Below are 23,354 nucleotides of genomic sequence, written 5' to 3' on the forward strand. Positions count from 1 at the left end.
TTAAATAAGATGTGTAGATTTTTAGTCGGAGTACTATTGATTGCTTTCTGCTGGCCGACAATGGCGAATGGTCAGGAAAAGGAAAACGAAGCCGGAAAATATAAGCTGGTATGGGCTGATGAATTCAACAATGAGGGAGCACCAGATAGTGCCAATTGGAATTACGAACATGGATTTGTGCGTAATAATGAGCAGCAATGGTACCAAAAGCAAAACGCGGTTTGTCACAAAGGTTTATTAATGATAGAGGCACGGCGTGAAAACTTTCCTAATCCTAACTACGCAGAAGGCAACAAAAACTGGAAAAACAATAGGAAGTTTATTGATTACACCTCGTCCAGTATCAATACCAGCAGTTTGCACAGTTGGCAGTATGGACGCTTTACAATGCGCGCCCGTATCCCGGTAAAACCAGGGATGTGGCCAGCTTTTTGGGCATTGGGTGTTAATAAACCCTGGCCTTCAAATGGCGAGATTGATATTATGGAGTATTATCAAGGTAATCTGTTAGCCAATATAGCTATTGGTACAGATAAACCCTATAAGGCTAAATGGTACAGCACGAAACGGCCAATAGATAGCCTGGATAAAAACTGGGCTAGTAAGTTCCATATTTGGCGAATGGATTGGGACAGTGAGCAGATAAGTTTATATGTTGACGATACATTGCTTAGTCGCGCCGCTGTTAAAGACCTGGTGAACCAGGATGGTAGTGGCTTTAACCCTTTTATGCAGCCTCAGTACATTTTACTTAACCTGGCCGTTGGTGGCGATAACGGAGGCGACCCTACCACTACCAAATTTCCTCAACGCTATGAAATAGATTATGTACGAGTGTATCAAAAGGCTAAGTAACTAAGGCATAAACCGCTCATTTAAGTTGAGTGCGATATATCGAGTTACAGAAAGCAGAAGAAATGCTGTTAGGTTAAACAGCACTTCTCACTTCATTTAGCTTTGTTCAATCTCTTTCAGGCTATCCATTTTTTTGTAGGCTAAAAACCCTTTGATATCTTCAAAGTGTTCGCGCACGCGCTTGTTCCCAAATTCAAATACTTTTTCTGCCAATCCATCTAAGAAATCCCGGTCGTGAGAAACGAGGATCAAAGTGCCATCAAAATCTTTAAGTGCATCTTTAATTATATCCTTAGTCTTCATGTCCAAATGGTTTGTTGGCTCATCCAGTATTAACAGATTCACTGGCTCTAACAGCAGCTTGATCATGGCTAAACGGGTTTTTTCTCCCCCTGAAAGAACCTTTACTTTTTTAGTAATGTCGTCGCCGCTGAACATAAACGCGCCTAAAAGGTCTTTGATCTTTACCGTGCCATCGCTAAGCGGAATTTGATCAATTGTTTCAAATACGGTTAAGTTACCATCCAGCAAGGCTGCCTGATTTTGGGCAAAGTATCCGATCTTGGAGTTGTGACCAACTTTTAAGCTTCCCTCAAAATCTATCTCGTTCATGATCGCTTTGATCATTGTCGACTTACCTTCACCATTTTTACCAACAAAGGCCACCTTTTCTCCTCGCTCAATCACCATGGATGCATTTTTGAACACAACATGGTCTCCATAGGTTTTGGTAAGGTCTTCTACCATTACAGGGTATTGTCCAGAGCGTGGCGATGGCGGAAATTTCAACCTCAGTGCCGAGGTATCCACTTCGTCAATTTCAATAATTTCGAGTTTCTCCAGCATCTTCACACGCGATTGTACCTGCAAAGTTTTTGAGTAAGTCCCCCTGAAACGATCTATGAATTCCTGATTGTCTGCAATAAAGCGTTGTTGTTCTTCGTAAGCTTTCAACTGGTGCACTCGGCGATCGGCACGTAATTGTAGGTAATGACTGTATTTGGCTTTATAATCATATATACGCCCCATGGTAACCTCAATGGTGCGATTGGTAATATTATCAACAAAAGCACGATCGTGTGAAATTACCATCACCGCCTTTGCCGAATTGATAAGGAATTCTTCCAACCACTGGATACTCTCGATATCCATGTGATTGGTAGGCTCATCCAATAAAATAAGATCCGGCTTTTTTAATAAAATTTTGGCCAACTCAATACGCATACGCCATCCCCCCGAAAACTCAGAGGTTTGACGGCCAAAGTCAGAACGCTCAAAACCCAGGCCTTTGAGAACCTTCTCTACCTCAGCATCATAGTTATTCCCTTCTACGGTATAAACTTTCTCACTCAGTTCAGAAACCCTCTCAATCAGCTTCATGTAGTCGTCACTCTCGTAATCGGTGCGAATATTAAGCTGTTCATTTAACTCTTCAAGCTCCTTTTCCATTTGGTTTGCTTCTGCAAAAGCCTTCATGGTTTCTTCAAAAACAGTGACTTTATCTTCGGTAAGCAAATGCTGTGGTAGATAAGCAATTACCGCATCTTTAGGTCCGGTTACATTACCTGTGGTAGGTTTAGCAACATCGGCAATAATTTTAAGGATGGTAGATTTACCTGCACCATTCTTGCCCATGAGGGCTATTTTATCGTTCTCGTTTATTGAGAAGGTTACATCACTAAACAGCGTTGTTCCGCCAAATGAAACGGAAATGTTATTTACATTGATCACAGTATGGGAATATTGAAATTATCGGCAAAGATAAGAGAAAGACGGGTGAATAAGGCGAGAGAATGTAAAGGCTCGCCAAAGGTATTATAAATATCCATTATGTTGAAACAGAACGATAAGGCCACTACTGCCTTTAAATGATTTGATAGTGCAATAGCGCTTTCCAAATCCCGTCGTTATCGGTGTCGTCGGTTATATAGTCTGCAACCTCTTTAACGTTTTGATTAGCGTTACCCATGGCCACACCGATTCCGGTGCGTTTCAGCATCTCAATATCGTTACCACCGTCGCCGAAAGCCATGGTTTCGGTTATTGCTATTCCGAAAAAGTTGCAAAAGGTTTCAATGCCAATCGCTTTACTTAAACCATTTGCATTAACATCTGCAAATAATGGTGTCCAACGGGTGGCTACCGAATTGGGCATAACTTCCCTCATAAATTGTGGTTCATCATCAGGCCTAAGGAAAATATTGGCCTGGAGCACATTGTTTATCTTAGCGGTACTACGATCTAACATGGGTGGCACCGGCAAGTTGAGATGCGCATACATTCCTGCCACCTCTGCAGTGGTATCGTTAACCTTTACACTATCTTCGTACATCAGCGCAAAACTGATAGGGTCGCTCAAACTATAGTCTAGTAAACGCTTAATGTCAGCCGAATCAATCGCCTGGCGGTGCAATACGGTGCCCTCTCTAGTGGCACAGTAGCCACCATTAAAGCAAATATACCCGTCAAATTCTATTTCCTTAACGTGATCGAGAGAATTGATTGACCGACCAGTTGAAATAATCACTTTAATACCTTTATTCCGAAGATTCTGAATGGCAAGTTTTGTCGATTCGGCAACAGCATTGGTTTTAAAACTAACCAAGGTACCGTCGATATCAAAAAATACAGCTTTAATCGTATGAGAAACGTTCATACGACAAATATCGTAATTCGAGCGCTGCAATACACAAAAGGATTCTAAATTTCCGCTTATTTAGAGCTTTTATAACAATTCGGTAACGTAACGGGGGCAAAAGAATGTACTGGCTGACAATAGGATTTTAGAAAGGACCCAAATTTCTTGTCATATTAAGCCTAATAAAAACTAAATAAATTTTATCGCCGCCAATATGGAAATGCTATATTAGTGTAATTAAAACACTTATTATACCATGCGCTGTAAGTTTCAATATTGCTACATATACATCATAACGATAACATTATTGTTAGTAAATCTCTTTCCGGTCGAGCTGGCGGCGCAAGGTTCGCTAAAATCATTTAAGCTACAACAGGTTAAACTGTTGCCAGGCATTTTTAACGATGAGCAACAAACCGACTTAAAATACATGCTGGCACTAGATCCGGACCGTCTGCTTGCCCATTACCTTAAAGAGGCCGGTATTAAACCGAAAAAAGACAATTATGGTAATTGGGAAAATACCGGGCTAGATGGTCACATTGGCGGTCATTACCTTTCCGCATTATCATATATGTATGCTTCTACTGCGAACCCAGAGGTGAATAGGCGATTGGATTATATGCTCTCAGAACTAAAAAAATGTCAGGGCAAAATCGGGACCGGTTATGTGGGAGGCATGCCCGGCGGTATTGCTATGTGGAAAGACATTGAGGCCGGTAAAATTGAGGCTGACACATTTGCGCTTAACAAAAAGTGGGTTCCACTTTACAACCTTCACAAATTGCTCGCGGGCTTGAGAGATGCTTACCTGATAGCCGGCAAATCGCAGGCAAAAGTTATCCTGGTACAATTAACTGATTATATCGATGGGGTTTCGCATCACTTAACAGACAATCAAATTCAGACTATGTTGATCTCAGAGCACGGCGGGCTCAACGAAGTGTTCTCCGATGTATCCGTAATTACAGGCCAGCAAAAATATCTAACATTGGCCAGAAGATTCTCGCATCGCGAAATCCTGGATCCACTGATAGCAGGGCAAGACCGTCTTGACAATCTGCATGCTAACATGCAGATTCCGAAAGCGGTAGGTTTTGAACGAATTTATGAGGTTGGAGGTGACGTTGATTATGGCAAGGCCGCTTCATTTTTTTGGGAAACTGTTGTTAAAAACCGAACTGTTGTAATTGGAGGAAATAGCGTTAATGAGCATTTCAACCCAACAGGCGATTTCAGGAAATTAATTACGGATATCGCGGGCCCGGAAACCTGCAATTCGTATAATATGCTGAAACTGACCAAACACCTGTTTGAGAAACAAGGTGACGTAAAATATATGGATTTTTACGAGCGTGTTTTATACAATCATATTTTATCGAGTCAACATCCGGTGCGTGGTGGTTTTGTATACTACACATCCATGCGGCCACGACATTATCGAGTTTATTCGCAACCGCAGGTTAACATGTGGTGTTGCGTGGGCTCTGGAATGGAGAACCATGGAAAATATGGCGAACTGATTTACAGCCATCAACAGAAAGATGTTTATGTAAACTTGTTCATCCCCTCAAGGCTAAACTGGAGTTCGGCAGGTATCGTGTTATCACAGCAAACCAAATTTCCCGACAACGAAAACTCTAAAATATTAATCGAAGCTTCGAAACCCGAACCTTTTGCAATTTGTATCAGGTACCCGGGATGGGTTGATGCCGGAAAGTTTCAGATCAATATTAATGGCAAACCCGTTAATATTACAGAACGGCCGGGAAGCTACGTCAGAATAAATAGAAAATGGACAAAAGGCGATGTAATTACGGTAAATATGCCAATGAAGATTACAACAGAAGCGCTGCCAGACAGTACCCATTATCTTGCGTTTCTGCATGGTCCAATTGTACTTGCTGCTAAAACAGACACTACCGATTTGGACAACCTCATTGCAGATGGAGATCAATTTGGTGGCTATCGTGCCAGAGGAAAATTGTATCCACTAGCTGACGCCCCGGAATTAGTACCTGGCAAAACAACCGATATGGCAAAGCAGGTTGAGCCTGTAAAAGGCGAATCGCAAACTTTTACCGCGCCGGAACTGATTGTACAGGACAAGTATAAAAACCTGCAATTGATGCCATTTTATAAATTACATGATGCCCGTTATATGATTTACTGGCACCAATCGCAATCTAAGTAGCACAAGGGATACCGTCTCATATTCCCGTTCGCTGCTCTTCAAATAAAATAGCCCACCTGGTAAAAACCAGGTGGGCTATTTTATTGAAATATGTTTAAATTATTTAACGCCAATAACAACGACGTTATCCAAACGAACGCCAACTTTATTGGTCGACAAAGATCCCATAAATTCGATCGTGTTAAGGGCCTGAGGCGTGATATTATCTAACTCAATCGTTGTGAACGTATTGTTTGTTGATGGTGAAGGTGTGCTTGGAACGGTAACAGCAACGCCATTTACCTTAACCGAGATAACCGCCAAATCGGTCGCGCCATTCGCTGCCAGATCATATTTAAGCTTCAGGCTAGTATAACCCGATACAGGAATATTTTCAATCTTTAAAGAAGCGTCTTTTGTTGCCGGTAACCAAACGTGGATGTTGGTACCACCTCCATAAGATGTGATAGTACGCAAATCGGCATTCCCGTAGCTATCGCTAAATGTAAAGCTGGTGTTATCCCAAGCAGTATAAGCAGCTACTTTGGGTTTGGTGCTTGCCGTTCCTGTACCGAAGGTTTCTGTGTAAAGTACAGTCTCTACACCAGCCGGAGGCGTTGTGCCATTTTGGTCCTCACCTACCGTATAATCGCCCGAAGGAACATTTGTCCAGTTAGTGATAGTTGCTGACAAGGCAACGGCAGTTGGTTGCGAAGTTGCATCTTTCTTCAATTCAATATCGTAAGCGTATTTCTTGCCTGCTTCAAATTTACTACCCGCTGGCAAAGTCAGTTTAAACTGACCGGCAGGAAGCGTAAAGGTGATTACATTACCAGTAGCATCTGCAACAGGAAGCACTATTGCTTCAGCCAGTACCGAAGCGGTTTGCGTAGTAAGTTTGGCGCTAACATCTGCCGCTTGCGAAACATTAGACAAGGTTCCGGTGCCAAGGTCGAAATCAGCTTTGGTATTGAGGCCGTTAAGGCTAACGCCTAAACCATTCAGATCGGCAACGCCTGTGCCATTTTTAACCGTCAACTCAATTTTCGATAGCTGGTGCGAAAATGCAAGGTTTGCTTCGGTACTAGTCTTGCTTAATCCGGTTGCATTATTAGCATACAGGAGGTCAATAGCAGCCTGATTGCTTTGACTGCTTAAATCAACGGGGTATTTATTACTGGTTATAGTTTGTTTATACGGATAGTAGGCGATGAAATCGACTGTACCGTCTTCCGGGTAATAAAGGGTTTGATCTGCTGCCGACGGACTGAATTCGCCATCGCCATTAATGGTAGTATAAGATTTGTTAGACGCTAAAACGGTGCTTAAACCAGTGCCTGTTTTCATAAACACACCAATTGCATCATTGCTATCCCACTTATCGTTCGATGCCTTCGTCTTGATCTGTCCGGCAATAGAGGCTGTAAATTTCACCGCTGTTGCATCTGGTTTTGGTGCATCATGATTCTTGTCTTTTTTACAAGAGCTCAGTGCCAGCAGCGACATCGCAGCGGCGATTAATATGTTTTGACTTTTCATTTTGTAAAGTGTCTTCATTTGAATTAATTCCAGATCGTGTTATCGATGTTTCCTTTGATGTCTTCCGATAGTTTAGGGAATAAGTTAAAACCTGTCTCTTTTTCCAGGTCGCTTACACTCACGCGAAAATTATTGTAAGTAACGGTAGAGGGAATAATCGCGTTATCGATTTTAAAGCCTATGGTGTAGTAAGAGTCGCCTTTTTTCAAGGCCAGCGCTTTGTAATAATATTTAGGGATAGCCGCGCCTTTTGCGTAAGTAATAGTTGCGTCAGTAGATGATTTGATAGAAGCACCGGTTACTACGTACAGGGTATCTCCTTTAGCCATCCAGGTTCTTACCTGATTCTCCAGGTTGGCCCAGATGCCTTGATTCATCGACGAGATTTGAGCAGTCATGTTGCTATAGTAAAAAGTAGTCTGGTTCAAATCAGCACTCGCGGTACGGTCGGCACTTGGAATCTGATGCCCCCTGTCATACCCGTTACCAAACGAGCTGCTTAAATCAACCTGATCTGCCTGGGCAATAGAAGGGTCAAATTGCCAGGCATCCGTGCGGCCGCTGCTTCCTACATAAGAAGCAACAAGCGGATAAGCAACCCAATAAGCCATCTTATATTTTTTATCAAATAACATGGCGTAGTTTCTTACGCTGGCTTGTCCGGGCACGGTGTGAAAAACATAAACTTTGTTTTCATCGGTGGTAATCAATGGTGTTTCCATATAAGCCGAAGCGGTTGGTGGATTGGCCACTACATCCTGCTGATCTAAGCTATAAGCTCCAGAAGGTACGTCAACCCAGTTGGTTACAGTAGCTTTTAGAGTTGCCGCAACATCACTTGTGCCGGTGCTGCTGCCTTTTAATTCTACGTTATAGGCATATTTTTTACCTGCTTCAAACGCAGTTCCGTCGGGCATGGTCCAGGTAAAGGTTCTGGAACCGATGGTGAAAACTACCTTAGTACCTGTTGCATCTGTTGTTGGTAAAACAATAGCTTCTGCAAGCATGGTGCTACCGGTTACACCGGTTTTAGCCAAAATATTGGCCACTTGTGCCTGTCCGCTTAAAGTTCCGGTTGCAAGATCAAAGCTGGCAGTGGTTTTCTGTCCTGAAATACTTGTAGTTAAACCGCTTAAATCAGTAACGCCTTGTCCTTTTGTTACTGTAATCTCAATTTTCGACAATTGATGCGAAAACACCAACTGCGCATTAGAGCTTGTTTTGCTTAAACCTGCAGCGCTGGCGTACATTAAATCGATGGCGGGCTGACTGGTTTGATTAGTTAAATCAACCGGATAAGTTGTACCCGACAGGGTTTGCTTGTAAGGATAGTAAGCAATAAAGTCAACCTGTGATCCATCTTCAGGATAGTAAATGGTTTGATCTGTTGCAGATGCCTGAAACGCGCCGTCGCCAGTGGTTGTGTAAGACTTGTTAGTTGCCAAAATATTGGTTAAGCCTGTACCTCTTTTTTCAAAAACACCGATAGCATCATTAGCTTCCCAGGTATTACCAACGGCTTTTGTTTTAATTTCGCCATTAATACTTGAGGAAAACCTAACCTCGGTTCCCTTTGGATTCAAAACATCCCTTGTGTTATCCTTCCGGCAGGAAGCCAACACAACCATCACGACAAGAAATGCAAATTGTAGATTTCTAATTCTCATATAAATTATTGTAAAGTTGTTTCGGATTAAAATATCAGCTTAACCAAGGCAATAGCTATTTGCCTGTATGGGTAAGTGAATGCTCTATTGTTATTTTCAGAGGTCAAGTAAAGATTTAGAAGTTCAGGCCGCAAAACTAACCCGATAAAGTGCGGTTTTTGTTAAGCAAATAATACCGTTTTATTAAGTCGTACAACTTTAGGATGGAAGCAAAATTTGCATTTAGATGCTCTGATAGCCCAAATACCTGAGTTTTAACCTTAATCATTTGTTAACATTGCGCTCCCGGTATAAAGGTTATTTTTGCCCTTGCTTTTTGGCTCACTATAGTAGACTGGTTTTAAGTCTGTCACTTAGTTCGCTCATCACGCTTTAGATAGTACGCTTGCTTTTTAAATGAATTTGATTAAACGCTGGTTTTTACGACCTCTTATTTTCGTTACCCTGATATCCGCTCTGCCGGCTTGTAAAAAGAACACCGAGACGCCCGCAGCAAGCAAAAGAATGGTACTGGTGTATATGGAGGCAAACAACGATTTGCGGTATGATGCATTGAATTGCATTAACAAAATGGAGAAAGGCGCATCAAATTTAGACGGGACTCTGCTGGTGTATATTAAAACTACTACCGGCAAATCCTATTTACTAAAAATTAAAGCCGATGCCGATGAAAACAGGATTGTAAGCGACACGATTAAAACTTACGACAATACCGCAGCATCAGACCCTCAGGTTGTTCAACAGGTAATTAAGGATGCCCAAAGCGCCTATCCTGCCGATAGCTACGGCTTGGTTTTATGGTCGCATGCAACGTCATGGGCACCTGCCACCGGCAAGGTGAAAGTTTTATCTTTTGGCGAGGATACCGGTAAACAAATGGACATCATTGATCTTAAAAATGCTTTACCGAACAATCTGGATTTCCTGATATTTGATGCCTGCTCAATGGGTGGTGTTGAGGTACTTTATGAATTCAAGGACAAGGCTAAATACATAATTGCCTCCCCTACTGAAACACTCGCCGAAAGTTTTCCCTACGAATCAATCACGCCGCTGCTTTTTCAAAGTACCGGTGATTTGACTTCGGTGGCAAAGGCCTATTTTGATTACTACAATGCCTACACTGATGACCGTCGATCTGCAACAGTAGTACTGGTAAAAACCAGTGAAATGCAACCGCTGGCTTCTGCGATGAAATCTCTAATTGCTAGTCATAAAAAATACGGCGATAGTCTAATAAGCACAGGCGTTCAGCGCCTGGATTATACAGCAAACTTCCCAGTGCCTAACTATGATTTTGGCGATTTCCTGGAGCATAACTTCAATACAGGAGACCTCACCGGTATCAACCAACAGCTTAATAAAACTATTTTATACAAAGCTGCAACACCGAGTTTTATTGGAGTTCCAATTGCGAAATTTTCCGGATTAACATCCTACATTCCTTACCAGGGCGACGCAAATTTAACCTACTACAAAAAACTGAAGTGGTATACCGATGGCGGCATATCACTGTTGTTCGACAATTAGTTTATAGTTATCGTAAGCTTTTTTTGAATGACTGCTTATCGGGGCAGTGCATAAATCAGTGATAGCAATAATCATAGTCGCCAGGCTCGCTATTCTAATTAGTTGTCAATTACTAATCCTATCATTTATTAATTTAATTTAGAACGTAAAAAAAATTAAATGATAAAAAGTATTGCCTTCGTGCTAATTTTCATCCTTTACGCAAATATTAACTTCGCTCAAACCTCTGAGCTGGATAAATGCGATGTTGTGTGGACAAATGAAAGTCAGAATTCATCGCAATCGATGCCGTGCGGTGGCGGCGATATTGGTTTAAATGTATGGGTAGAGCATGGGGATGTTTTGTTTTATGTTGCCCGCAGCGGCACTTATGACGAGAATAATGCGCTGCTCAAATTAGGCCGGATAAGATTACACCTCTCTCCCAATCCGTTTGTTACTACTAACTTTAAGCAAATCCTGCACCTGCGTGATGGGTATGTACAGATTAACGGGAAGAATGCTGATGGCCTGAAGGCAGAAGTCAAAATTTGGGTGGATGTCTTCAACCCCCGTGTTCATGTTAATATTAAAGGGTCTAGTGCACTCGCAGCTAAAGTGACTTATGAAAACTGGCGATATAAAGATACCTATAAAAAAGGTTTTGAGAATAACGAGAACTCTTACAAATTCGGAGCAACAGCCCTTGTTGTATCTTACAAAGATTCTGTAGCGTATGCCAACGATGCCGTTTTGTTTTTCCATCAAAACAATCATGGACCTACTGCATTTGATGTCACGGTACATCAGCAAGGGCTTGATGCTGTTAAAAACCAAATGTTTGATCCACTCAGGGATTTAATTTTTGGAGGCATGCTTAAAGGTGATAAAATGGCACCCTATGGTCAGGGAAAAGGTGAGTATATCAATACGGAGTATCAGAGCTGGCAACTAACCAGTACCCAACCATTAAAATCCCGCGAGATAACTTTAACACTTTGTACAGTACAAACCCCAGATCTCGGCCAATGGAAAAATGATCTCATTGAGTTGAGTAAAAAGCTGGATCAAGAACACTCCACCATCCAGTCTTCGCAAAACTGGTGGCATGAACTGTGGCAGCGGAGTTATATCTATATTAATAGCGATAATCCCGGAAGAGATTCGGTGGCCTGGCAATCAGGGCGAAATTATCAACTGTTCAGGTATATGCTGGCTTGCAATACTTTTGGAAGTTACCCCACAAAATTCAATGGCGGGTTATTTACCTATGACCCAGTTTTCGTGAATAAGGATTATGCCTTTACGCCCGATTTCCGCAATTGGGGTGGCAGTTTATTTACCGCTCAGAATCAACGCTTGGTCTACTACCCAATGATTAAAAGCGGAGATTTTGACATGATGTTGCCCGAATTTAATTTCTACCTGCGCATATTAAAGAATGCCGAGTTAGCCACGCATACTTACTGGCCTCACAAAGGCGCCCGTTTTACTGAGCAGATAGATAATTTCGGCTTATCAGATTTCGCGGAATACGGTGCTAACCGACCTAAAGATTTTGATCCAGGAGTTGATTATAATGCCTGGCTGGAATACCACTGGGATTCGGCACTCGAGTTTTGCTATATGATGTTAGAAACCGGCGAATACGGCGGCAAAGATGTAAAACGATATCTACCGTTTATTAGAAGCTGCCTGAGGTTCTTCGACGAGCATTATCGCTTTTTGGCAAAGGCACGTGGTGCCAAAGAATTCGATGGTGAGAATAAACTGATCCTCTTTCCCGGTTCTGCCGGAGAAACATTTAAAATGGCCTATAATTCAACCACTACCATAGCAGGGTTGACGACTGTATTGCAAAAACTGCTTGCCCTGCCACCCACGGATCTTGACAGTGAAGACCGAAATGCTTTTACCACTATGCTGAATCACATACCGACCATCAGCTACCAGTATATCGATGGACACAAAACTATTGCCCCGGCTAAATCATGGGAAAGGGTTAATAACGAGGAAGCACCGCAGCTATATCCTGTATTTCCTTTTGGGATTTTTGGTGTTGGCAAACCTAATTTAGATATCGCGTTAAATACCTGGAAGTACGACACCCTGGCAATAAAATTCAGAAGCTATATTGGCTGGAAGCAAGACAATCTGTTTGCTGCCCGCCTTGGGCTTACGGATGAGGCTGCGCGTTTAACCTTTGAGAAGCTTAAAAATTCAGGCCGGAGATTCCCCGCATTCTGGGGGCCAGGTTTCGACTGGACACCTGACCATAATTGGGGCGGTTCTGGCATGGCGGGCCTGCAAGATATGTTATTACAAACTGCTGGTGATAAAATATACCTGTTCCCGGCCTGGCCAAAAGACAAGGATGTTCACTTTAAACTTTACGCCCCGAGGGAAACCATTGTAGAATGCACATTTAAAGACGGTAAGATTCAATCGTTAAACGTAACCCCCCAATCACGTGAAAAGGATATTATTAATTGCATCAAATAATGCTTTCAATTACCTGATTAACAGGATAAAACCACATAGATTTAACTATTTTTTTGAAATCCGATATAATTTACCACCGTCTGTTATAGCATAAAGTGCCCCATCATTACCTTGCGCTAAGTCCCGAAAGCGTTCCTGCTTGCCTTCCAGAAAGCGTTCTTCTCCGACAACTTTATTATTACGAATTACCAGGCGGTCGATATGCGATCCGCTCAGAGCCGCGACAAAGAGATTCCCCTTCCATTCCGGAATGACATTACTATTGTAAAATGCAATTGAACCCGGAGATATAACCGGATTCCAGTAATACACAGGCTGTGTCATCCCTTGTTTTTGCTGTATACCCTCGCCCACCTTCTCCCCGCTATATTCTATGCCATAGGTAATAACCGGCCATCCATAATTATTTCCAGGCTTGATGAGATTGATCTCGTCTCCCCCTTTGGGTCCAAACTCTGCTTCCCACAATTCGCCTGTATTGGGATCAATGGCAAGCCCGTCTGGGTTGCGATGACCATAAGTGTAGATTTCTGGCCTGGCGCCCTTTACTTTCGCGAACGGACCATTTGGAACCGGAGTTCCTCCTGGCGTAATATGAAGAATCTTCCCCAGTGACGAATTTAACGCCTGTGCCAGTACCCGGGTATCCGATCCCGACCGCTCGCCGGTACTTACAAATAAATTACCAGACTTATCAAAAACGATCCGAGATCCGTATTGAAGTGTATTGGTATAGGCGGGCGTAATGCGGTAAATAACAGTCTGATTCTGTAATTGAAGTTCGTCAGCCGATAGTTTTCCCTTTCCGATAGCTAAAGTCGAACCATTACTTTGCGGCTCAGAATAAGCATAGTAAACCAAGCGGTCCTTTGCAAAATTAGGAGACAGCGTTACGTCTAAAAAGCCGCCTTGCCCCGCTGCATTTACCTTCGGAAGATCTGTAATTGTTTTTCTTTCCCTGCCAGCCTTATCTAAAATTACAATGTTCCCTTTCTTTTCCGATATCAAAAATCCGCCGTCAGGCATGATGCATAATCCCCATGGATTTTCAAGTTTTTCATTAATTATCACAGCCTGCAGCTGAGTTTTTGTTTTCACCGCCTGGATACGCGTTTGCCCCGGGAAAGCTGGCTTATAGTCTGCTGTAGGTTCGTTTTTTTCAACGGATTGCGCTTTTGCATTAACGGGTAATACGCAGGCCATCAAAGCCGTACATATTAGGTATTTGTATCGATAAAAATTGATCATTTCAATATATTTTATTCTTAGTTAACAGCTCTCGCAATAAATTTTCACGGTCTTAATTCCCTGCACTTCAAGATAACACTTGGTTTTAACCAGACCACAATACCGATATGTAAGCGCTACTAATAAACCGATATTTAATATGGAAGACACGAACGGCCTTGATGATGTTTTATTTTTTGCAAATATTTAGACAAAACGCAGCTAAACGCTACCCTAAATTTTAATGCTCATTTATCTTACCAGCGCCTGATCTTTTCAACACAAATGTTTTGAACTCTCATCAGGATTGTTAGGCCTTCGTAAATAGCGTTAAAACCCCTAAGCATATTTAATAGCATTTCAGTGATAGCGTAGTTTTGACTTATAATTCCGCCACAATAAAAAAGCCATCAAATTTTGATGGCTGGGCATATATTATATAGAACCTTAAAAGGTGTAGTATTACAAACCGGCTACCTGCTCTGCTTTGTTAAAGCCTTCAAAACTAACGGTACGTATTAGGTTATCTGCTACAAAGTTGGTGCTGTTTACGGTTGCAGATTGGTTGTGTTTTAAGTTACAGTTGGTAACAGTACCTGTAAGATCGGCTGCAGCCTGGTCATTTACATTAATGTTAGCAGTATAAGCATCCAGTTTTAAGTTGGCAACTGCGTGGTTGTAAAGGTTAACATCTAAGTTAATACCAGATAATTCGCCGAATGATTTAACGGTTGCGTTATCGTAAGCGCTGATGCTTTGTAGTTCTGCTGCGGTTACCCAAACTACCAGTTTTTCGGTTTTGTATGAGGAGATGCGTAACACGCCGTTTTGATTTTGAACCAAAGCATTTTCGCTGTAGTATTTGTCGTAAACTTTAACATTATCTGTTGTACCGTTTGATACATATAGTTCTACGTTGCCACGAACCTCAATTTTGTTGATGTGTTTTACATCTGTTAAGGTGGTGCTTACTTTGCTGATATTTTTGTTTGCTGCGAAGGTTGCTGTACTGCTTGCTAATGCTAATGATAACACGGTTGCAATGGTTAAAATTTGAGTTTTCATATTCTTTAATGTTTTGATGATCTGTTGATTGTAATAGCTTCTGTGCTGTTTACGATAATAAGACGCCCCCATTTCAGAAACGTTACAGCACCCAATAGCCAATACCGGGGATAATATGTAAACAGGTAGTTTTACTCGGCGAACGCCAAGTTTTTATCGGCGAAAAAGATCAATAAATTACGTTTGCACAGGAGCTACAAATTCACTTTCGGTTTATTCAGAATACTCAGCTCGTGCGGCGCTTAAAATTTCGCCCGTTTCCTGCGATTGTATGAAACCAATGACTTCCCATTCTCGAGAATTAAATCCGGCAGGCAGGTCGATAATTTCATTACCATAGCCTTGAGTGGTTATCGGAAATTTTCTCAGATTTCTTACAATTTGAATGTGTGTCAACCTACGCCCCTCGTTTTCGCCAGCTTTTACCTGGCTTACGGCATGCTTTTGTACCAACGCAACTACCAATTGACCCAATACAGGTTTGCCTTGCAATTGGTATTGAATATTAATGGCGCCATTTCGCCGCCTGGCTTGCAAGGTTAGGCTGGTTGCGGCTTTTCCATTCAGGGCAGAGGTCAGGTTGCTTCTAATTTTAGTCTCATCCGATCCAACAAATTCGGCACTGCCGTTAAGTATGAGTTGCGGCGTATAAACCTGGCTTGTAAACTTGCTATTGTACCAGTATTGCCGTTTGGAAAAATCCGGGTTGCTAAATACATCTTTCCAACCAAGGCGGTTCCAGTAATCAACATGGTAAGCTAATATATAAACCGGTTGGTTGCCCACCTCGTTTTGAATATGTTCCAATAGTTCGTCGGCAGGTGGGCAACTTGAACAGCCTTCTGAGGTAAACAACTCTAACACGGCAAACCCTTTGCCCGAATCAAAATTAACAGGCTTGCTTTTATTAAATTGTTGATGCTTTACATAAACGGCAGATGTTAGCAATACCACAGCGGCGGCGCAGCTAGCTAAAAGTTTTATCATTTTCATAGTTGTAATCTTTTGATTTGATTCAAAACTATTGGCAGGATACTGTAACATGGAATAAAAAAGGGTTGAACCAGACACAACAGTCCGTCAACCCTGAAATTTGAAGTATGAAATTTGTGGTATTACAAACTCATTCCGCCATCCATGATGATTTCTGCGCCGGTAATAAAACTGGCTGCATCTCCACAGAAATAGGCAACCATTTTAGCCACATCTTCCGTGGTGCCGATCTTTTTTAACGGAATGCGTTCAATCATCCATTCGTCCAACCCTTTCCGTGCAGTTTTATCCAGACCAAGCTTATTGAGGATTTCAGTCTGCGTTGGGCCAGGGCTAACCGCATTCACGCGTATTTTGCGGGGAGCAAGTTCTAAAGCAGCGATGCGCATAACAGCATTCAGCGCAGATTTGGCCGACGAATAGATAGATGAATTTACACCGTTCATATTAGCTGTATTGGATGATAGAAATACTACCGACGCACCGTTGATTAAAAGGGGAATGAAACGGCTGAGTGTAAAATAAGCTCCTTTATAGTTAATATTGATCACGTTGTCAAAGTCATCTTCCTGGGCGCCGTCGATACTAGATCCACCTAATACACCTGCATTAATAAACAGGATATTTACTTTGCCGAATCGTTCTTTTACAGTTTCGGCCAACTGCTCAATGGCTTGTAAGCTGCCTTGGTCGGCTACTAAACCAATTACACCCAATTCATTTGCGGCGGCGATTACGGCATCTGGTCTGCGGCCTGTGATGATCACTTCGGCTCCTTGTGCTTTCAATTCTCTTGCTGTAGCATAACCGATACCACTGTTACCACCGGTTACTAATGCTATCTTTCCTTCTAAATTTTTCATGAGATTATATTTTATTCGGCAAACCTATGGTATATTTGGTATAACTTTGTTACCAGTATAATAGAGTATACCAGTATGGACGAACAACTGATCAAAGAAGTGTTATCAGATCCACGCAACGAAAAAGAAGAAATACAAGCGTTGCAGGATACTATTTATGTCATAGGCGGCAAATGGAAATTGCCTATCATCAACTCCATTTGCAATGGCAACCGCCGGTTTCGGGAGATAGAAAGAAGCATACCTGGTATTACAACCCGGATGCTTTCGCGCGAACTGAAGGATATGGAAGCGAACAGGTTGTTAAAGCGTACCGTTACCCCAACCAGCCCGGTAACAGTAGAGTATTCGCCGACAGATTACTGTCATTCTTTCGCTGATATTATCCTGCATATGATCAAATGGGGAAAAGAACACCGTGAAAAGCTTAAAGAAAAGGCATAGGCTTAACGAGTCGACAGACTCGCTTTTCGCATTAAGCGAGTTTTAATTTCAGGCTGAACATGATTATTGTCCAATTCGCAATATCATGTGTCCGCTTCAGCCATTAACTGCTCATGCCGGGGTTTGTTTTAGCGCAACTTTGTGCCAACAATCAAAACAAACAACGTCATGAACTTAAAAACATCAAAAACAATTTACTGGTCAGGTGCCATCTTTATCTCACTTTGGTTTGGCGCAAGCGGTTTTTTCGAGCTAACTAAAAACCCTATCGTTTGGGATATCACCGTAAAACTGGGCTACCCACCGCACTTTATCTACATCCTCGGTGTAGCTAAACTTTTAGGTGTCGCCGTGTTACTAACTCCTAATCGTTTACTTCGTTTGAAAGAGTGGGTATTTGCGGGCATCTTCTTTGATATCACTTTCGCTTTCTTCTCTAAACTGGCCGTACTCGGCTTTGCTCCCACTGTTGATGCCATTGTTGCTTTCACCGCAATTTCTATCACTTATATCATGTTTAGAAAGCTTTATCCGGCTACTTACACAAAAGCTGGTACTAAACATATAGAAAGAGTTTAAAACAATATCCGTCAATACAATAAATATCAATCACCATGAAAGAACTTACAACTGCCAGCCGTCGAATTCTGATTATTGCAGCTGCTATAATGATCGCTGTTGTCTTGCTAAGCAGTTCAGACCTGTTAAAGGTATAGCTCATTCTTAAATATAAAAGTGGAAAGGTCCATCATATCTTAACAGACGGTGTCGGCCACAAGCATTTGGTAGCGCTGTTAATGAAGTTGATCGACTTCTATAATAACTGGCATATAAAATATTAAACAAGAAATCTTAATAAAATGAAAAATCAAAATGTAATCAGCAGCACCCACAATGCAGAAGCTGAGATAAGCAAGGTATTATATACAGGTAAAGTACACATTACCGGTGGACGCGTAGGAAAAGCAACCAGCAATGATGGTCGTTTAAAAATCAGCTTGTCTACCCCGGGTGGCCCTGGTAATGGAACCAACCCCGAGCAATTATTTGCAGCAGGATGGTCTGCTTGTTTTATTGGTGCTATGAGGCACAATGCTTCTGGTCTGCAAATAGCATTGCCAGCAGATTTAGCAGTTGATGCAGAAGTTGATTTGGGTACAGGCGAAAATGGGTTTCAATTGCAGGCGCGTTTGAATGTTAGCCTACCCGGACTGACTACAGAACAAGCTAAAACAGTGGTAGAGGCAGCACACCAAACGTGCCCTTATTCAAAAGCAACACGTGGCAATATCAATGTGGAGATAAATGTAGCGGTTTAACTGCTATGGTGTTTGGTTGAAGCGGAGGCTGGCTTAAAAGCCACCTCCGCTTTTTTATTTAAAAACCATCCGGTAGATCAGTTGCTTGCGCTCGGCAACCAATTGATCAAAGTCCTGATGGTTCAGATTAAAAAATTGCCGGTATAATGGTGCCATAATAAACGGGTAAGACAGCAGGGAAAATAAATTCATCAGAAAATGTTTGGGGTTCATCTTTTCGATAACACCCGCGCTCATTTCGTTTTCAATTTCGTTTAAGAAATTAGCTACCGGCATATTATCTATATCTTTTACCAATTCAACACCCGCAGTATTTATTTCGGTAACAAGGAAAATTTCCTGATATGGGTAAGCTCTCATCTCTTTCATAAATACAGCGATCAACTCTTCGATTTTTTCTTGAAAGGGCCTAACTGACGCCATCACTGTTCCTAAACGCACGCTTAGTTCAAGCATCGATTCATTAAAAACACAGGCAACTAGCTGGTCTCGAGTCCTAAAGTAGTAATGCAAGGCTGCCCGGTTAACACCGGCTGCTTCGGCTATGTCTTGTGTAGTTGCATGCAATTTTCCTTCTGCGAAAAGAATACGCTTTGCAGTATCCTTAATCAGTTGCTCGGTTCCGGTGTTTTTGAGTGGCATTATTATATACTTTTTTTTATCTCTATGCTCTTATTAATTCCTATATCATTAATAAAGTATTCATCGTGCGATATAACCAGCAATGTCCCGTTAAAATCTCTAGTGGTGGCTGTAAGTACATCCAAACTCCTCATATCAAGATTGTTGGTAGGTTCATCCAAAATCAGCATATCAGGCGTGTGATTACTTACGGCCAGGCAACATAAAGAAAGCTTCATTTTTTCCCCTCCGCTTAATACGGCAGCTTTTTTGTCCCAGTCCTGGCGTTCAAATTGTGAGTAGATCAATAAGGACTTTAGCTCGTGCTCCTGCAGGTTTCGGCTATTGTAATGCTGTATTTGTTCAAAAACAGTCAAGTCAGGACTAACCAGGGTATAATCCTGGTCGAGATATAAGTAGGTGAAGTCCCCCCTTTTGATACGATCTACGCTTGTTGTCAGCTGTCCGCTAATTAATTTGAGTAAAGTGGTCTTGCCCACGCCATTATCGCCTTTAATCTGTAACCTGTCGCCCGAGCGTATCTGAAAGGTAAGTGGTTCCCAAAGTGGGCCGCCTCCGAAATTGTAGGTAAGATCCTCAGCATCAACCAATATTTTGCCCCTGTGAAGAGCGGACGAACCAATGTCTATTTTCAGTACTTGATATCCTTGAATCTGCCCCCGGATATTCCTGATATTTTCGTTAATGTTATTCAGCTTCTCATCTTGTGCATCCAATGCTTTAGCCGTAGTGCCTTCAGCTTTACTTTTTAAACCTCCCGCAATAATGCGTGGCAATGAGCCCGACTTACCTTTGGCCTGTCCGCGCGACTCTATCTTTCGCCTCTTCTCCGCAACATCACGTGCTTTTTGCTGGGTTAGTTTTAAAGTCTTCGACTGCTCATGCAACTCGTTTTGCAATGCATTTATTTTACCTTCCTTCTCTTCTCTGTAAAAATCGAAATTACCGCCGTACGCCTCTAAACCAAACGGACTTAGTTCGAGTGTTTCCGGGAGCAGGTTAAGCAAAGTGCGATCATGGCTTATCGCCAACAGCGTTGCTCTATTATTTAAGATCATCTCATATAACTGCTTTCTGCCAGTTAAATCAAGATGGTTAGAAGGCTCATCAAGCAAAATTATTTCAGGAGCATGGATTTCAATCCCAGCCAGAAACACTTTTGTCTTTTCGCCGCCGCTGAGTTCGCCCATTGACTGCATGGGTGTTAAATGGCCCAGATTCCATTTGCTTAACCCGGCATAGATCTTGTCTTCGATCTCCCAATCATCTGCCAGATCGTTAAAATATTGCTGTTCAGTGCAGCCTTGCGTTATTGCATTTAGAGCTGCTAGCTTTTTATCGACTCTTAATGCAGTTGCAACTGTAAAGTAATTGTATTGCCCCAAATGCTGTGGCACATACCATGGAGCAGATGAAGTAAAGATATTACCTGCCGATGGCTGCAATGTGCCCACAATAAGTTGTAACAGCGTGGATTTACCTACACCGTTATCACCCACTAACGCAGCTTTTTCGCCTTTACCAAGCGTAAAAGTGATTTGCTCAAATAACCTTTCTTTGTTAGGGTGCTGGTAAGATAAGGCACCTATTTTAATACTCATTTCTCTTCAAAGATACGTTTTAATCTTTTTTGTTAAACAAAAATGTTAAACAAAAAAATTACGCATTTCGTGTACAATATTGTCTTACTTAACTCCCCATATGTCCGGTTCAAGGCAAATCTATCGGCTTACATAACGTTCTGACAGTACCTTAGTGAAAATTAAGGAAATGACACCTCACAAAAAACCATATCAACCTGCTTTACAACGAGGCACTGCTGGGCACTATAAACATATTAAAGGCGTGTATCGCAAGTATTGTGTCACAACTCCTATTGGTTTCTGGCATAGTTTACGTTTAATACAGGTAATTAAATAGCTTTGTTATGCATCCGCTTATGTTACAGTATCTGCCCTAATGAAAAGCCTTCCTTTAAAAATATCACATGCAACAATCTGGATCAGTTCCATTATACTTGGATTACTGTCATCTTTGCCCCAATTGGCATCGCACCAGTTCAATGCTGCTGAAGCTATCGTAAACGCAGCCCTTACTGCTTCTTTCGCAATACTGATGTGGTATTTCAATATCTACATGTTGTCACGCCAAACGGAGGGTAAGCGCAGGCAAAGTATTTCCTACACGAAATTACTTAGCTCTTTGCTATTCGGCCTTGTGGTAATGTTTGTTTTAGCCTGGGTACAACAGTTAATTCTCTCTCACATTAATTTTGGACCCACTATGTTGATGGTTGAAGTACGCGGCATATTGATCAACCTGGTATTTTACATGTTTTTAAATTTGCTGCAACAGAATTACGAAAACCAGCATGTTAGCATGGAACTGGAACGTATGAAGAATGATAACCTGGCAGCGCAGTACGAATTATTAAAGCAACAGGTTAACCCCCACTTTTTGTTCAACAGTCTCAATACATTAAAGGCTATGGTTGAAACCAGTGATGAAGAGTCTGTAAATTTTATTCTGAAATTAGCCAACTTTTACAGATTTACCTTAGAGAGCCGGAAACTGGACTTAATACAATTGAGTGAAGAGATGGAGATTGTAGAGGCTTACCTTTTTCTGCAACAAGCACGTTTTTATGATGGGTTTACATTCACCAGTACGTTAACTAATCAAACATTAAAAACCCTGGTGCCGCCTTTTACCCTGCAGCTGTTGATTGAGAATTGCATTAAGCACAATGTGGTTTCATTACAGCGCCCCCTTCATATCCGCGTGTACCAGGACGACGAATGCATTGTTGTGGAAAATATATTGCAGGTTAAGAAAGGTGAGGTAAACTCAACAGGTGTGGGATTAAAAAATATAGGTTTACGCTATGGTCACCTGCTCGAAAAAAACATTGAAATTATTAACGACCAAAAAACCTTTAAGGTAAAACTTCCGCTTATTTATGAATATTATCATCATTGAAGACGAATTACGTACGGCGAAATCGCTCGAAACAATTATTAAAGATCTTAAACCTGATGCAAGTATAGTTGGACAGTATCAAAGCGTAGAAGAATCGGTAGATGCACTTAGTAATACTACGCAGCCTGACCTGATATTTATGGATATTCAGTTGGCTGATGGCTTATCTTTTGAAATATTTAAATCGGTAAAAATTAATTGCCCTGTAATTTTCTGTACCGCCTTTGACGAGTATTCGCTGGAGGCATTTAAGAGTAATGGTGTTGATTATGTGTTGAAACCTTTCTCAAAAGATGATATTAAAGAAGCACTGCTAAAGGTGGATGGATTCAAGAATTTTTTTCAGCAGAAAACATCGCCGGATTTGGAGGCCCTGCTCTCGAGAATTAATCCGCCCAGCGGGAAAACCAGCTTTCTGGTTTTTAAGAATCAAAAATATACCACGGTTCAAACGGACAGCATTGCGTTCTTTTACATCCGTAACGACTCTACCTCCCTTATGTGTTTCGACGGGCAGGAATATGCCTTATCTCAGTCGCTCGATAATATTGCGGCTTCTGTGTCGTCAAAGCAGTTTTTCCGCGTTAACAGACAATACCTGGTCAATTTCAAGGCGATTAAAGAGGTGGAGCATTATTTTTTACGTAAGTTATACGTGAAACTGTTAATAGAAACACCGGAGAAGCTACTTATTAATAAAGAAAAATCGCATAATTTTTTAAGTTGGATGGAAGAGCGATAAATTTTCCCCGTAAAGCTATACTAAACTATCCATGTATAAACTGATCTTCCACATTTCACCAGATTCTTGCTTGTAAACCAAAACATCTTCCGCACCATACCACCCTTGCTATTTTGTTCCAAGTAATGTTAGGCCTATTTACTTCCTGTGGATTATCATAAATTGTTGAAAGATAAACAAACTAAAGATTTGTATTA

General features: G+C 41.6%; 19 protein-coding genes. 9 read left to right on the forward strand and 10 right to left on the reverse strand.

Annotated elements, in window-relative coordinates; genetic code table 11:
- Positions 1-9: 9 nt before the first annotated feature.
- A complete protein-coding gene (locus tag GSY63_RS24255) occupies positions 10-855 on the forward strand; it encodes a glycoside hydrolase family 16 protein (RefSeq protein ID WP_166588428.1) in 846 nt (281 codons plus the stop codon).
- A gap of 96 nt (positions 856-951) precedes the next feature.
- Here the strand turns inward: GSY63_RS24255 and GSY63_RS24260 are convergent, their stop codons facing one another.
- Together GSY63_RS24260 and GSY63_RS24265 are read right to left on the reverse strand one after the other, a co-directional pair.
- Complete coding sequence (locus GSY63_RS24260) at positions 952-2,586, reverse strand: ABC-F family ATP-binding cassette domain-containing protein (RefSeq protein WP_166588429.1); 1,635 nt, start codon at positions 2,584-2,586, stop codon at positions 952-954.
- 133 nt (positions 2,587-2,719) lie between these two features.
- Positions 2,720-3,511 carry a Cof-type HAD-IIB family hydrolase gene (locus tag GSY63_RS24265; RefSeq protein ID WP_166588430.1) on the reverse strand — a complete coding sequence of 264 codons (792 nt, stop codon included), beginning with the start codon at positions 3,509-3,511 and terminating at the stop codon, positions 2,720-2,722.
- Positions 3,512-3,800: 289 nt separating this feature from the next.
- On the opposite strand from GSY63_RS24265, the gene GSY63_RS24270 reads away from it, so the two are divergent.
- Positions 3,801-5,687: a glycoside hydrolase family 127 protein gene (locus GSY63_RS24270; RefSeq protein ID WP_166588431.1), complete on the forward strand. Its 1,887-nt coding sequence runs from the start codon at positions 3,801-3,803 to the stop codon at positions 5,685-5,687.
- A gap of 99 nt (positions 5,688-5,786) precedes the next feature.
- On the opposite strand, the gene GSY63_RS24275 is transcribed toward GSY63_RS24270, so the two are convergent.
- Together GSY63_RS24275 and GSY63_RS24280 are read right to left on the reverse strand one after the other, a co-directional pair.
- Positions 5,787-7,205: a fimbrillin family protein gene (locus GSY63_RS24275; protein WP_208094650.1), complete on the reverse strand. Its 1,419-nt coding sequence runs from the start codon at positions 7,203-7,205 to the stop codon at positions 5,787-5,789.
- Between the two features lie 23 nt (positions 7,206-7,228).
- On the reverse strand, positions 7,229-8,872 hold the full coding sequence (locus GSY63_RS24280; RefSeq protein ID WP_166588433.1) for a fimbrillin family protein: 1,644 nt from the start codon (positions 8,870-8,872) through the stop codon (positions 7,229-7,231).
- A gap of 396 nt (positions 8,873-9,268) precedes the next feature.
- Here GSY63_RS24280 and GSY63_RS24285 point away from each other — a divergent pair, with 396 nt between their 5' ends.
- Both GSY63_RS24285 and GSY63_RS24290 read left to right on the forward strand, forming a co-directional pair.
- Positions 9,269-10,402, forward strand: coding sequence for a clostripain-related cysteine peptidase (locus tag GSY63_RS24285; RefSeq protein WP_166588434.1), 1,134 nt, complete (start codon positions 9,269-9,271; stop codon positions 10,400-10,402).
- A 159-nt stretch (positions 10,403-10,561) separates the two neighbouring features.
- The gene (locus GSY63_RS24290; protein WP_166588435.1) at positions 10,562-12,883 is read left to right on the forward strand and encodes a DUF5703 domain-containing protein; all 2,322 of its coding nucleotides are present in this window, start codon (positions 10,562-10,564) and stop codon (positions 12,881-12,883) included.
- Between the two features lie 45 nt (positions 12,884-12,928).
- Here the strand turns inward: GSY63_RS24290 and GSY63_RS24295 are convergent, their stop codons facing one another.
- The 4 genes from GSY63_RS24295 to GSY63_RS24310 all read right to left on the reverse strand — a co-directional run bounded on the left by GSY63_RS24295 (position 12,929) and on the right by GSY63_RS24310 (position 17,031).
- Complete coding sequence (locus GSY63_RS24295) at positions 12,929-14,131, reverse strand: PQQ-dependent sugar dehydrogenase (protein ID WP_166588436.1); 1,203 nt, start codon at positions 14,129-14,131, stop codon at positions 12,929-12,931.
- A gap of 441 nt (positions 14,132-14,572) precedes the next feature.
- Positions 14,573-15,175 (reverse strand): GIN domain-containing protein, encoded by a 603-nt coding sequence (locus tag GSY63_RS24300; protein ID WP_166588437.1) that lies wholly within the window; start codon positions 15,173-15,175, stop codon positions 14,573-14,575.
- Between the two features lie 213 nt (positions 15,176-15,388).
- Complete coding sequence (locus GSY63_RS24305; protein ID WP_166588438.1) at positions 15,389-16,168, reverse strand: DUF1223 domain-containing protein; 780 nt, start codon at positions 16,166-16,168, stop codon at positions 15,389-15,391.
- Between the two features lie 122 nt (positions 16,169-16,290).
- The gene (locus GSY63_RS24310; RefSeq protein WP_166588439.1) at positions 16,291-17,031 is read right to left on the reverse strand and encodes an SDR family oxidoreductase; all 741 of its coding nucleotides are present in this window, start codon (positions 17,029-17,031) and stop codon (positions 16,291-16,293) included.
- A gap of 75 nt (positions 17,032-17,106) precedes the next feature.
- On the opposite strand from GSY63_RS24310, the gene GSY63_RS24315 reads away from it, so the two are divergent.
- From GSY63_RS24315 to GSY63_RS24325, 3 genes are all read left to right on the forward strand, one after another.
- Complete coding sequence (locus GSY63_RS24315; protein ID WP_166588440.1) at positions 17,107-17,475, forward strand: winged helix-turn-helix transcriptional regulator; 369 nt, start codon at positions 17,107-17,109, stop codon at positions 17,473-17,475.
- Between the two features lie 168 nt (positions 17,476-17,643).
- Positions 17,644-18,054, forward strand: coding sequence for a DoxX family protein (locus tag GSY63_RS24320; RefSeq protein ID WP_166588441.1), 411 nt, complete (start codon positions 17,644-17,646; stop codon positions 18,052-18,054).
- A 281-nt stretch (positions 18,055-18,335) separates the two neighbouring features.
- Positions 18,336-18,794 carry an organic hydroperoxide resistance protein gene (locus GSY63_RS24325; RefSeq protein ID WP_166588442.1) on the forward strand — a complete coding sequence of 153 codons (459 nt, stop codon included), beginning with the start codon at positions 18,336-18,338 and terminating at the stop codon, positions 18,792-18,794.
- Positions 18,795-18,848: 54 nt separating this feature from the next.
- Here the strand turns inward: GSY63_RS24325 and GSY63_RS24330 are convergent, their stop codons facing one another.
- On the reverse strand, positions 18,849-19,436 hold the full coding sequence (locus tag GSY63_RS24330) for a TetR/AcrR family transcriptional regulator (protein WP_166588443.1): 588 nt from the start codon (positions 19,434-19,436) through the stop codon (positions 18,849-18,851).
- Between the two features lie 2 nt (positions 19,437-19,438).
- Positions 19,439-21,037 carry an ABC-F family ATP-binding cassette domain-containing protein gene (locus tag GSY63_RS24335; RefSeq protein ID WP_166588444.1) on the reverse strand — a complete coding sequence of 533 codons (1,599 nt, stop codon included), beginning with the start codon at positions 21,035-21,037 and terminating at the stop codon, positions 19,439-19,441.
- A gap of 358 nt (positions 21,038-21,395) precedes the next feature.
- Between GSY63_RS24335 and GSY63_RS24340 the strand changes: the two genes are divergently transcribed.
- Positions 21,396-22,415: a sensor histidine kinase gene (locus tag GSY63_RS24340; RefSeq protein WP_166588445.1), complete on the forward strand. Its 1,020-nt coding sequence runs from the start codon at positions 21,396-21,398 to the stop codon at positions 22,413-22,415.
- The gene (locus GSY63_RS24345; RefSeq protein WP_166588446.1) at positions 22,396-23,157 is read left to right on the forward strand and encodes a LytR/AlgR family response regulator transcription factor; all 762 of its coding nucleotides are present in this window, start codon (positions 22,396-22,398) and stop codon (positions 23,155-23,157) included. The genes GSY63_RS24340 and GSY63_RS24345 overlap by 20 nt, the downstream gene beginning before the upstream one ends.
- Positions 23,158-23,354 lie beyond the last annotated feature (197 nt).

The sequence above is a fragment of the Mucilaginibacter agri genome (assembly GCF_009928685.1).
In the GTDB taxonomy this organism is placed as follows: Bacteria; Bacteroidota; Bacteroidia; order Sphingobacteriales; family Sphingobacteriaceae; genus Mucilaginibacter; species Mucilaginibacter agri.

Bases quoted from the DNA above. Each gene is read 5' to 3' on its own strand.
- GSY63_RS24295 (WP_166588436.1), bottom strand. From the start codon at position 14,131: ATGATCAATTTTTATCGATACAAATACCTAATATGTACGGCTTTGATG.
- GSY63_RS24265 (WP_166588430.1), bottom strand. From the start codon at position 3,511: ATGAACGTTTCTCATACGATTAAAGCTGTATTTTTTGATATCGACGGT.
- GSY63_RS24275 (WP_208094650.1), bottom strand. From the start codon at position 7,205: ATGAAAAGTCAAAACATATTAATCGCCGCTGCGATGTCGCTGCTGGCA.
- GSY63_RS24310 (WP_166588439.1), bottom strand. From the start codon at position 17,031: ATGAAAAATTTAGAAGGAAAGATAGCATTAGTAACCGGTGGTAACAGT.
- GSY63_RS24315 (WP_166588440.1), top strand. From the start codon at position 17,107: ATGGACGAACAACTGATCAAAGAAGTGTTATCAGATCCACGCAACGAA.
- GSY63_RS24345 (WP_166588446.1), top strand. From the start codon at position 22,396: ATGAATATTATCATCATTGAAGACGAATTACGTACGGCGAAATCGCTC.
- GSY63_RS24285 (WP_166588434.1), top strand. From the start codon at position 9,269: ATGAATTTGATTAAACGCTGGTTTTTACGACCTCTTATTTTCGTTACC.
- GSY63_RS24280 (WP_166588433.1), bottom strand. From the start codon at position 8,872: ATGAGAATTAGAAATCTACAATTTGCATTTCTTGTCGTGATGGTTGTG.
- GSY63_RS24330 (WP_166588443.1), bottom strand. From the start codon at position 19,436: ATGCCACTCAAAAACACCGGAACCGAGCAACTGATTAAGGATACTGCA.
- GSY63_RS24320 (WP_166588441.1), top strand. From the start codon at position 17,644: ATGAACTTAAAAACATCAAAAACAATTTACTGGTCAGGTGCCATCTTT.
- GSY63_RS24290 (WP_166588435.1), top strand. From the start codon at position 10,562: ATGATAAAAAGTATTGCCTTCGTGCTAATTTTCATCCTTTACGCAAAT.
- GSY63_RS24325 (WP_166588442.1), top strand. From the start codon at position 18,336: ATGAAAAATCAAAATGTAATCAGCAGCACCCACAATGCAGAAGCTGAG.
- GSY63_RS24305 (WP_166588438.1), bottom strand. From the start codon at position 16,168: ATGAAAATGATAAAACTTTTAGCTAGCTGCGCCGCCGCTGTGGTATTG.
- GSY63_RS24340 (WP_166588445.1), top strand. From the start codon at position 21,396: ATGAAAAGCCTTCCTTTAAAAATATCACATGCAACAATCTGGATCAGT.
- GSY63_RS24300 (WP_166588437.1), bottom strand. From the start codon at position 15,175: ATGAAAACTCAAATTTTAACCATTGCAACCGTGTTATCATTAGCATTA.
- GSY63_RS24335 (WP_166588444.1), bottom strand. From the start codon at position 21,037: ATGAGTATTAAAATAGGTGCCTTATCTTACCAGCACCCTAACAAAGAA.
- GSY63_RS24255 (WP_166588428.1), top strand. From the start codon at position 10: ATGTGTAGATTTTTAGTCGGAGTACTATTGATTGCTTTCTGCTGGCCG.